2 protein-coding genes are annotated in these 11,330 nt (G+C 75.7%); both read right to left on the bottom strand.

Annotated features, from left to right (window positions below; translation table 11 throughout):
- Positions 1–22 precede the first annotated feature (22 nt).
- Complete coding sequence (locus tag ACQP2P_RS22460) at positions 23–655, bottom strand: phosphopantetheine-binding protein (RefSeq protein WP_433618874.1); 633 nt, start codon at positions 653–655, stop codon at positions 23–25.
- Between the two features lie 32 nt (positions 656–687).
- Positions 688–11,289, bottom strand: coding sequence for a type I polyketide synthase (locus tag ACQP2P_RS22455; protein WP_433618872.1), 10,602 nt, complete (start codon positions 11,287–11,289; stop codon positions 688–690).
- Positions 11,290–11,330: the final 41 nt, after the last annotated feature.

Here is an 11,330-nt window from a genome sequence, read left to right as displayed (position 1 = left end):
AGCGAACGCATCCATGAACATCTCAGTGAATTCCGAATTCCTTGCCGATGAAGTCGAAGACCTCGTCGTCGCTCGCCTCGGCCAGGTCGGGCCGGTGCTGCTCGGCGGGCTCGGGCGGGGTCTCGCTGATGCCGTGCAGCAGCTCCCGCAGGCGACGCTGGGCGCGGGCCCGGGACTCGGCGTCGAGCACGGCGACCGCGAACATCCCCTCCAGCACGTCGAGCTCGGCGAAGAGGGGCTGCAGCGACGGGGTGGCGCCCTCGGCCAGCTCGCCGCGCAGGAACTCGGCGACGGCGGCCGGCGTCGGGTGGTCGAAGACCAGCGTCGCCGACAGGCGCAGGCCGGTCACCTCGGTGAGGCGGGCCCGCAGGGCGAAGGCGACGAGGGAGTCGACGCCGAGCTCGGCGAAGAGCGCCTCGGGCGCGACGGCGTCGGCCGAGCCCAGGCCCATCAGCTCCGCGACGGTCTCGCGGACGGTGTCGAGCAGCACCTGTTCCTGTTCCGCCGGGGGCTTGGCCGCCAGGTCACGCGCGAGCGCCCCGGTGTCCGGCGACCGGGTCGCGGCGTCGCCCTCCGGGCTCGGGTCCGGGTCCGCGGTTGCACGCAGGCGCTGCCCCATGCGGGACAGGAACGACCGGGAACGCTGCTCGTGCATGGCTGAACCTTCCTAGCGGCGGTGGGATGGGCTCAGGAGATCCCGAATTCCTTTCCGATGAACGCGAAGACTTCGTCGTCGGTCGCCGACTCGAGGTCCGGCGCGGCGGCCCCGTCGTCGAGGCGGCCGACCGGGGAACTGGCCTTGGCCAGCAGCTCGTACATGCGGGCGGTGAACCGGGCCCGGGCGGCGTCGTCGAGCGGCACGGCCGACAGCAGGCCCTCCAGCGCGTCGAGCTCGGTGAAGACCGGCTGGGTGGACGGGGCGGCGTCGGTGACCAGCTCCGAGCCCAGCCGCTCGGCCAGGGCGGCCGGGGTCGGGTAGTCGAAGACGAGCGTCGCCGGCAGCCGCAGCCCGGAGATGGCGTTGAGCCGGTTGCGCAGGTCGACCGCGGTCAGCGAGTCGAAGCCGAGGTCGGTGAAGAGCCGGTCGGGGTCGATCGCGTCGGCCGAGGCGTGGCCGAGCACGGCCGCGATGTGGGTGCGCACGACGTCGAGCACGACCCGGCCCCGGTCGGCCTCGGGCACGCCGGTGAGGCGCTGGCCCAGGGTCGGGCCGCCGGTGACCGCGCCGCCGTCGGCGCTGCGCCGAAGGCCGGTGCGGACCAGGCCGCGCAGGATGGGCGCGAGGGCGCCCGCCTCGGCCTGGGCCCGCAGCGACGCCTGGTCGAGGCGCAGCGGCAGGATCGTCGCGGCATCCAGGCCGATCGCCGTGTCGAAGAGCGCGAGCGCCTGTTCGGTGCTGAGCGTGGTGGCGCCCTGGTCGGCCATGCGGCGCCGGTCGGCGTCGTCGAGGTGGCCGGTCATGCCGCTGGCCTGGGCCCACAGCCCCCAGCCGAGCGAGAGGGCGGCCCGGCCGGTGCCGCGGCGATGGGCGGCGAGCGCGTCGAGGTAGGCGTTGGCGGCGGCGTAGTTGGCCTGGCCGGCGCTGCCGAACGTGGCGGCCGCGGAGGAGAACAGGACGAACGCGGCCAGGTCCTCGCCCGCGGTCAGCTCGTGCAGGTTCCGGGCCGCGTCGATCTTGGGCCGGGCGACCGCGTCGAGCCGGCCGGGCGTGAGCGCGGTGAACACCCCGTCGTCGAGCACGCCGGCGGCGTGGACGACCGCGGTCAACGGCCGGTCGGCGGGGACGGCGGCCAGCAGCGCCGCCAGGGCGTCCCGGTCGGCGGCGTCGCACGCGACGACGTCGGCGCTCGCGCCCAGCGCGGCCAGCTCGGCCACGAGCGCGCCGGAGCCGTCGGCGGCCGGGCCGCTGCGGCTGGCCAGAATGAGGTGGCGGACGTTGTGGGCGGTCGCGAGGTGGCGGGCCAGGATGCGGCCGAGGGTGCCGGTGCCGCCGGTGATGAGGACGGTGCCGCCCGGGTCGAGCGACCGCTCGGTGCGCTCGGCGTTGGCGGGCACGCGGCCGAGCCGGGGCACGAGCACCTGCCCGCCGCGGATCGCCAGCTGCGGCTCCCCGCTGTGGACGGCGGCCGCGAGCGACTCGCCCGGCTCGTCGGCGTCGACGAGCTGGAACCGGCCGGGGTGCTCGGACATCGCCGCGCGGACCAGGCCCCAGATCGGCGCGGCGGCCAGGTTCACCGGGGAGTCGCCGGCGGCGACGGCCCCGCGGGTCACGATGACGAGCCGGGAGCCGGCCCGCCGCTCGTCGCCGAGCCAGGCCTGCATCTGCCCGAGCACGTCGTGGGTCGTGGTGCCCGCGATGAGGACCACGTCGGGCGTCTCGGCGTCGATGTCGGGCCGGATGCGCGCGCCGGCCGCCTCCATCGCGGCGCAGAGCGCCAGATCGTCGTCGCCGCGCACGACCCAGCCCGCGGTGCCGGGCACGGGGCCGGTGGGCACGGCGAGGGGGGTCCAGTCGACGCGGTAGAGGGAGTCGTTGCGGGCCCCGGCGGCGCCGATGGCGTCGGCGTTCACGGGCCGCATGATGAGCGACTCGACGGTGACGACCGGCGCGCCGGTGGGGTCGGCGACCTCGAACCGGACGCCGGCCTCGCCCGCGGCGGCGAGCCGGACGCGCAGGGCGCCGGCGCCGCGGGCGTGCAGCGTCACGCCGGTCCACGCGAACGGCAGGCGGGGCACGGTGGGGTCGCCGCCGTCGCCCATCCGGCCGAGGAAGCCGACGATCGGCATGGCCTGCAGGGCGCCGTCGAGCAGCGCGGGGTGCACGCCGAAGGGGTCGGCCTGGCCGCGGTACTCCACCGGCAGCTCGACCTCCGCGAACACCTCGTCGCCGCGGGTCCAGGCGGCCCGCAGGCCCCGGAAGGCCGGGCCGTAGCCGAAGACGGTGGACTCGACGCCGGCGTAGAAGTCGTCGGTCTCGACCGCGACGGCGCCCGCGGGCGGCCAGACGCTCAGGTCGAACGCGCCGGCGGCGGGCCCGGACGCGGCCGGGGCGAGCACGCCGGCGGCGTGGCAGGTCCAGTCCCCATCCCGAAGCCCTAGGCCAGCCGGGGTCGGCTCCGCGGCGCCGTCGTGGGGCCGGGAGTGCAGCTGGATCGTGCGCCGCCCGTCGCCGTCGGGCGCGCCGACCGCGAGCTGGACGGCGAGCGCCCCCTGCTCCGGCACGACGAGCGGGGCGAGCAGCGTCAGCTCGTCGACGCGCGGGCAGCCGACCTGCTGGGCGGCGTGGTTGGCGAGCTCGACGAAGCCGGTGCCGGGCATCAGGATCGTGCCCATCACGCGGTGCTCGGCGAGCCACGGGTGGGTGCGCACCGACAGCCGGCCGGTGAACAGCACCCGGTCGTCGTCGGGGTACGTGACCGCGGCGCCGAGCAGCGGGTGGCCGGCGTCGAGCAGGCCGGCCGAGCCGACGTCGTGGATCGGGTTCGGCTGCGGGTCGAGCCAGAAGCGCCGGCGCTGGAAGGCGTACGTCGGCAGGTCCACCGGGGCCGCCGGGGCGAGCACGGCGGTGTAGTCGACGGGCAGGCCGATGCAGTGGGCGTGGGCGAGGTTCGTGAGCAGCCGGGTGGGCTGGTCGGCGTCGCGGCGCAGGGTGTCGAGGATGTGGGCGTCCTCGGCGATCTGCGCGAGGGCCATGGTCAGCACCGGATGGGCGGAGACCTCCACGAACGTGCGGTGCCCGGACTCGAGCGCGGTCCGCACCGCGGCCTCGAACTCGACCGGCTGCCGAAGGTTGTCCATCCAGTACTCGGCCGACATCGTCGCCCCGGCCACCGTCGAGAGCATCGGGATGTGGGCGGGCTGGATCGTGATCCCGGCCAGATCCGCGAGCACCTGCTCACGGACCCGCTCCACGCTCGGATGGTGCGAGGCGTAATCGACGGAGATGAGCCGAGCCCGCTCCACCCGCGACACCAGATCCTCAACCGCGCCCACCGGCCCCGCCACGACAACCGTCCGGGGACCGTTGACCGCCGCGACGACCACACCCTCAGGCAGCAGCGCGGTGACCTCGCCGGCCGACAGCGGAATCGAGGCCATCGTGCCGGTGCCCTTCAGCGCCTTCAACGCCCGCGCCCGCACCGCAACCACCCGGGCCGCGTCGTCCAGCGACAGGATCCCGGCCACGTGCGCGGCCACGATCTCGCCCTGCGAATGACCGATCACCGCATGCGGCCTCACACCCGCCTGCAGCCACACCCGCGACAACGCCACACCGACCGCGAACAGCACCGGCTGCACGACCTCGACCCGGTCCAGCCACCCAGTGTCGTCACCGGTCAACAGACCCGCGATGTCCACATCCAGCCACGGCGTCAGGGCGAGCTGGCACTCCACGATGGCGTCGGCAAACACCGGGCACGAGGAGAACAGCCCCGCGGCCATGCCGGCCGACTGACTGCCCTGACCCGGGAACACCCACACCACGCGGCCGCTCTGGCTCGCGGTGCCGGTGATCGTCAGGTCGTTCAGGCTCGCGACGAGCTCCTCGGTGGTCCGGCCGACGGCGGCCGCCCGGTGGTCGAACACGGCCCGGGTGGTCGCGAGGGACCAGGCGATCTGCTCGGCGGGTGCGGTGTGGGCGACGTCCGCGAGGCGGGCCGCCTGCTCGGCGACCGCCGCGGCACTGCGGCCCGAGATCGGCCACACCACCGCGCCGGTCACCAGGCCGGTGGCGGGGGGCGGCTCGGGAGCGTCCGACGGCTCGGGCTGCTCGATGATGACGTGGGCGTTGGTGCCGCTGATCCCGAACGACGACACGGCCGCCCGCCGCGGGCGATCCACGGACGGCCAGTCCCGGTTCTCGGTGAGCAGCGAGACCGCGCCGGCGGTCCAGTCGACGTGCGGGGTCGGCTCGTCCACGTGCAGGGTCTTCGGCAGCACGCCGTGGTGCATCGCCATGATCATCTTGATCACGCCGGCGACGCCCGCGGCCGCCTGGGTGTGCGCGATGTTGGACTTGATGGAGCCGAGCCACAGCGGCCGGTCGCGGTCCTGGCCGTAGGTCGCGAGCAGCGCCTGGGCCTCGATCGGGTCGCCGAGCGTCGTGCCGGTGCCGTGCGCCTCGACGGCGTCCACCTCGGACGGGCTCAGCGCCGCGTTGGCGAGGGCCTGGCGGATGACCCGCTGCTGCGAGGGGCCGTTCGGGGCCGTCAGGCCGTTGGAGGCGCCGTCCTGGTTGACCGCGCTGCCGCGCACGACGGCGAGGACCGGGTGGCCGTTGCGCCGGGCGTCGGCGAGGCGCTCGACGAGGAGCACGCCGACGCCCTCGCCCCAGCCGGTGCCGTCGGCGCCGGCGGCGAAGGACTTGCAGCGGCCGTCGGTCGCGAGGCCGCGCTGGCGGGAGAACTCCACGAACGCGGCGGGCGTGGCCATCACCATCACGCCGCCGGCCAGCGCGAGGTCGCACTCGCCGAGGCGCAGCGAGTGGCAGGCCCAGTGCAGGGCGACCAGCGAGGAGGAGCAGGCGGTGTCCATCGACACCGAGGGGCCCTCCAGGCCCAGGACGTACGACAGACGCCCCGAAACGACGCTGGACGTGATGCCGGTGAGGCCGTAGCCCTCGGCGCCGGCCGGGGCGTTGCCCAGCAGCGTGCCGTAGTCCTGCCCGCTGGTGCCCATGAACACGCCGGTCGGGCTGCCGCGCAGCGCGTGCGGGTCGAGGCCGGCCCGCTCCAGCGCCTCCCAGGACGTCTCCAGCAGCAGCCGCTGCTGCGGGTCCATCGCGACCGCCTCGCGGGGGCTGATGCCGAAGAAGTCGGCGTCGAACTCGCCGACGCCGCCGAGGAAGCCGCCGGCCTGGGCGTAGAACGTGCCGGGCTGGTCCGGGTCGGGGCTGTAGAGCGACTCGAGGTCCCAGCCGCGGTCGCCGGGCAGCTCGACGACGGCGTCGACGCCGTCGAGGACAAGCCGCCAGAGCTCCTCGGGGCTGCGGACGCCGCCGGGGTAGCGGCACGCCATGCCGACCACCGCGATCGCGTCGTCGCCGGTGTTCGCGTCCGCCACGACGGCGGGCCGGACCGGCTGGACGGTGCCGGCGATCTGGGCCGAGAGGTGCTCGGCGAGGTCGAGCGTGGTCGGGTAGTCGAAGATGAGCGTCGCCGGCAGCCGCAGGCCGACCGCCGAGCCCATCCGGTTGCGCATCTCGACCGCGGTGAGCGAGTCGAAGCCGAGCTCGCTGAACGCCTTGCGGGCCTCGATCGCGGCCACGTCGGCGTAGCCGAGGACCGCGGCGGCCTGCGACCGGACGAGCTCGACGAGGGCGCCGCGCCGCTCGGCCTCCCCCAGCGCCGCGAGCTGCTCGCCGAGCGACGGGCCGGCCGCGATGTCCGCGGCCGCGCGGACCTGGCCGCGGATGAGTCCCCGGTAGAGGGCCGGCACCGTGCCGCGCCCGATCTGGGCGCGCATCGCGGCCAGGTCGAGGCGGGCCGGAACGAGCGCCGGTCCCCCGGCGGCGTCGGCCGCGTCGAACAGCGCCAGCCCCTCCTCGGCCGTCATCGCCGTGACGCCGGAGCGGGAGATCCGGCTGAGGTGGACGTCGTCGAGCTCGGTGGTCATGCCGCTGCGGTCGGCCCACAGCCCCCAGGCCAGCGACAGCGCGGCGAGGCCCCGCTCGCGGCGGTAGTGCGCGAGGCCGTCGAGGAAGGCGTTCGCCGCCGAGTAGTTGCCCTGGCCGGGGCCGCCGGCGGTGGCGGCGAGCGAGGAGTACATGACGAACGCGGCCAGCTGGTGCCCGGCGGTCAGCTCGTGCAGGTGCCAGGCGGCGTCGGCCTTGGAGCGCAGCGTGCCGGCCATGCGGGCGGGGCTGAGCGAGGAGATGACGCCGTCGTCGCGGACACCGGCCGCGTGGATGACGGCGGTCAGCGGGTGCCCGGCCGGGATGCTCGCCAGCAGCGCGGCCACGGCGTCGCGGTCGCTCGCGTCGCAGGCGACGACCTCGGCGGCCGCGCCCAGCTCCGCCAGCTCGGCGACGAGCTCGGCGCTGCCCTCGGCGGCCGGGCCGCGGCGGCTGGTGAGGATCAGGTGCCGGGCGCCGCGGGTGGTGACGAGGTGGCGGGCCATGAGCCGGCCCAGGGTGCCCGTCGCGCCGGTGATGAGGACGGTGCCGTCCGGGTCGAAGGCGGGGGCCGGGTGCTCGGCGGCGGGCACGCGGCCGAGCCGGGCCGCGAACACGGTGCCCGTGCGCACGGCCAGCTGCGGCTCGTCGGTGCCGAGCGCGGCGGGCAGCGCGGCGACGGTGGCCGGGTCCTCGTCGAGGTCGAGCGCGACGAAGCGGTCCGGGTTCTCCGACTGGGCCGAGCGGATGAGGCCGGCCACGGCGGCGCCGGCGAGGTCCGACACGCCCGGGTCGGCCGGTGTCGCGACCGCGCCGCGCGTGACCAGGGCGAGGCGGGTGTCGGCGAGCACGTCCTCGGCGAGCCACTCCTGCAGCAGGCGCAGGGCGTGGTTCGTGACGGCGGCGACCGCCGCGGGGACGTCGGCGGGCTCGCCGGCCACGCCGCAGGCGGCAGTGCAGGCCGCGAGGGCCACGTCCGGGGCCGGGGCGCCCGCCCGGACGGCGGCGGCCAGGGCGGCCACGTCCTCGTAGCGGGCCGCGGCGACGGCTTCGAGACCGTCGCCGAGGATCGCCCAGGTGCCGGAGCCGGTGCCGGGGGCGCCGGGGATCGGGGTCCAGTCGACGCGGTAGAGCGAGTCGGTGTGCCCGGCGCCCGCGACCCGCAGCTGGTCGGCCGAGACCGGGCGCAGCACCAGCTCGTCGACGGCGGCGACCGGCGCGCCGGTCACGTCGGCGACCGCGAGCCGGATGCTGTCCCGGCCGGTGGGCGTCACCCGGACCCGCAGCGCGGCGGCGCCGGCCGCGTGCAGGCTGACCCCGTTCCAGGAGAAGGGCAGGCGGCCGTACCCGACCGGCGCGCCCGGGTGCTCCCCGGCGGGCGGCGGGTTGGTGAGGCCGAGGGTGTGCAGGGCGGCGTCGAGCAGGACCGGGTGCAGCTCGTAGTGGCGGGCCTCGGCGGCCGGCTCCTCGGGCAGGACCAGCTCGGCGAAGACGTCCTCGCCGCGGCGCCAGCCGGCCCGCAGCGCGTGGAAGGCGGGGCCGTAGTCGTAGCCCTGGGCGGCGAGGCCGCGGTACAGGTCGCCGGTGTCGACGGACTCGGCTCCGGCCGGGGGCCACTGCGCGAAGTCGGACCAGGTCGCGTCGCCGGTCGCCGCCGGTTCGAGCACGCCGCTGGCGTTGCGGGTCCAGATCGGCTCGTCGGCGGTGTCGTCGGTCAGCGAGTGCAGCGCCAGCGTGCGGCAGCCGGTGTCGTCGGGCGGGCCGATCCACAGCTGGATGTCGACCCCGCCGGTCGGCGGCAGGATGAGCGGGGCCTCGAGGGTCAGCTCGCGTACCCGCTCGGCGCCCACCTGCGCCCCGGCGCGGATGGCCATCTCGACGAAGCCGGTGCCGGGCAGCAGCACCGTGTCGAAGACGACGTGGTCGGCGACCCACGGGGTGTTCTGGCGCGACAGGCGCCCGGTGAACAGCACGGCGTCGGCCTGGGCGACGGAGACGACGGCGCCGAGCAGCGGGTGCTCGGCGGCGCGCAGGCCGATGGCGGCGGGCTCGCCGCCCATGCCGCGCCCCGGGCGGGGCCAGTAGCGCTGACGCTGGAACGCGTAGGTGGGCAGGTCCACCCGGCGCGGCGCGGTGCCCGCGAAGACGGCGCTCCAGTCGACGGTGACCCCGTTGACGTAGAGCCCGGCGAGGGCGGCCAGCAGCGCGGTGGCCTCGTCGCGGTCGCGGCGCAGCGAGGCGACCACGACCGCCTCGTCGGAGGGCAGGTGCGGCACGAGAACCGCGTCCGGCCCGACCTCCACGAAGGTGTCGACCCCGGCCTCGCGCATGGCGGCCACGTTGTCGGCGAACAGCACCGTGCCCCGCACGTGCCGCACCCAGTAGTCCGCGTCGAACTCCGTGATGAGCCCGCCGGTGACGTTGGAGACGATCGGGATCTGCGGCGGATTGAAGGCGACGCCTTCCAAGACCTCGCGGAACTCGTCCAGCATCGGCTCCATCAACGCCGAGTGGAACGCATGCGACACCCGCAGCCGACTGGTCCGGACCCCAGGGAACTCTGGAAGCAGCTCCGCCGGGCCCGATAACACCCAGGACGACGGCCCATTGATAGCAGCCACCGAAACACCCTCGGGCACGTTCTCAACCGGAGCGCCGACCGCGAGCATCCCGCCACCCGGCGGCAGGGCCTGCATCAACCTCGCCCGCGCCGCGACCACCTTGCAGGCGTCCTCCAGCGACCACACCCCGGCCACATAGGCCGCGGCCAGCTCACCGATCGAGTGCCCGCCGACCACCGAAGGCTGGAGACCCCACGCCTTCAACTGCTCGTAGAGGGCGACCTCGATCGCGAACAACGCCGGCTGGGTGATCTCGGTTTCGTCGATCCGCTCGTCCGGCAGCTCACCGAAGTGGGAGCGAACCTCGGCGTACACCCGCTGGAACACCGGGAAATCACGCAGCCCGGAACCCATGCCGGCCCGCTGGGCGCCCTGGCCCGAGAACAGCACGCCGACCCGCCGGCCGGGCGTCGCGACGCCGGACACCGCGCCGCTGAGGGTGTGCAGGCCCGCGGACAGGGACTCGCGGTCGGCGGCCAGCACGACGGCGCGGTGCTCGAAGGCGGGGCGGGTCGCGACCGACGACCAGCCGACGTCCAGGGCGGACGCGTCGCCGGGCAGCGACCCGGACCAGCGGGCGGCCTGCTCGGCGAGGGCGGCCGCGCTGCGGCCGGACACCACCACGGGCACGACCGGCAGGGTCGCCGTGGCCGGGGACCGCTGCGCCGGGGCGTCCTCGGGGGCCTCTTCCAGGATCAGGTGGGCGTTGGTGCCGCTGACGCCGAACGACGACACGGCGGCGCGGCGGGGGCGTCCGGCGCGCGGCCACTCCTGCGCGTCCGTCAGCAGCGACACCGATCCGGCGGTCCAGTCGACGTGCGGCGTCGGCTCGTCCACGTGCAGCGTCTTCGGCAGCACCCCGTGGCGCATCGCCATGACCATCTTGATCACACCGGCGACGCCCGCGGCGGCCTGGGTGTGCCCGATGTTCGACTTGATGGAGCCGAGCCACAGCGGCCGCTCGCGGTCCTGCCCGTAGGTCGCCAGCAGCGCCTGCGCCTCGATCGGGTCACCGAGCGTCGTGCCGGTGCCGTGCGCCTCGACGACGTCCACGTCGGCGCCCGCAAGGCCGCCGTTGGCGAGCGCCTGGCGGATCACGCGCTGCTGGGCGGGGCCGTTCGGGGCGCTCAGGCCGTTGGAGGCGCCGTCCTGGTTGACCGCGCTGCCGCGCACGACGGCGAGGATCGGGTGGCCGTTGCGCCGGGCGTCGGCGAGGCGCTCGACGAGGAGCACGCCGACACCCTCGGACCAGCCGGTGCCGTCGGCCGCGGCGGCGAACGCCTTGCACCGGCCGTCGGCGGCGAGGCCCCGCTGGCGGGAGAACTCCACGAACGCGGCCGGCGTGCACATGACGGTGACGCCGCTGACGAGCGCGAGCCCGCACTCCTGCTGGCGCAGGGCCTGGGCGGCCAGGTGCAGGGCGACCAGCGACGAGGAGCAGGCGGTGTCGACGGTCACCGCGGGGCCCTCCAGGCCCAGGGTGTAGGCGATGCGGCCGGCCACGACGCTGCCGGCGTTGCCGGTCATGAGGTGGCCCTCGAGCCCCTCGGCGGCGCCCATGACGACGGCGCCGTAGTCCTGGCCGGTGCTGCCCGCGAAGACGCCGGTCTGGCTGCCCTGCAGCGACAGCGGGTCGATCCCGGCGCGTTCCAGGGCCTCCCAGGAGGCCTCGAGCAGCCACCGCTGCTGCGGGTCCATGGCGAGGGCCTCGCGCGGCGAGATCGAGAAGAACGCGGGGTCGAAGTCGGCCATGCCGTCGACGAAGCCGCCCTGGCGCGCGTAGGAGGTGCCGAGGGTGTCGGGGTCGGCGTCGTACAGCGACTCGAGGTCCCAGCCGCGGTCGGCCGGGAAGTCGCCGACCGCGTCGCGGCCGGCCGCGACCAGGTCCCACAGCTGCTCGGGCGAGGCGACGCCGCCGGGGAACCGGCAGCTCATCGCGATGATCGCGATCGGCTCCTGCCGGCCGGACTCGACCTCGCGCAGGCGCTGGCGGGCCTGGTGCAGGTCGGCGGTGACCCGCTTGAGGTACTCGAGGAGCTTCGCCTCGTCAGCCACGGCCCGTCAACTCCTTCGTCAGCGCCGTTCTCGCGATGGCC

This window comes from Dactylosporangium sp. CA-139114 (assembly GCF_050955725.1).
Lineage (GTDB): Bacteria > Actinomycetota > Actinomycetes > Mycobacteriales > Micromonosporaceae > Dactylosporangium.
This window is presented reverse-complemented; position numbering and strand designations above follow the sequence as displayed.